Annotated in this window: 1 protein-coding gene; it reads right to left on the reverse strand. The window is 60.7% G+C overall.

Going from position 1 to position 568, the window contains the following annotated elements:
- Nucleotides 1-568, reverse strand: a 568-nt coding sequence (locus MWC30_RS21770) for a (Fe-S)-binding protein (RefSeq protein WP_244086297.1), incomplete at both ends; no start/stop codon positions are given.

Raw genomic sequence — 568 nt, forward strand, 5'->3', positions numbered from 1 at the left:
GGGTGATGTGAACCACCTCGAAGTGCACCATGAACTCGGGATATTCGTTTTTGAAAGTATGGTAGCAGTGGGGGGAGGAGACGAGGATCTTCTTCACCCCGTTGTCCACGAAGGCCTTGATGTTTTCCCTGGCCAAGCGCTTGAAGACGTCCTCGTCGCCCGTCTTGCGGATGCTTTCCCCGCAGCAGCTCTCCTGGGAGCCCAGGATCCCGAAGTCGACGCCCGCCTTGTTCAAGATGGCGGCCGTGGCCCGGGAGACCTTCTTGAGCCTCGGGTCGTAGCTGAGGTAGCAGCCGGGGAAGTAGAGGATTTCCATGCCTTCGGTGAAGGTGTTGACGGGCAGGTCCCTGGCCCAGTCGCCTCGCTTGGCCCGATCCTCGCTCAAGGGGTTTCCTTCCCCCACGAGGCTTCCGCTGATGGTGCGGATGGGCTTCACGGACTGGGGAAAAACCCCGTATTCCGTGGCGATCCTGCGCAGGGCCACTCCGGAATCGATTTGCCTGACGTCCCTCGGGCACTGCTGAGGACACCTTCCACAGGTGGTGCAACGCCAGATCTCTTCGCTTTC

The organism is Desulforhabdus sp. TSK (assembly GCF_022836495.1).
Taxonomy (GTDB): Bacteria; Desulfobacterota; Syntrophobacteria; order Syntrophobacterales; family Syntrophobacteraceae; genus Desulforhabdus.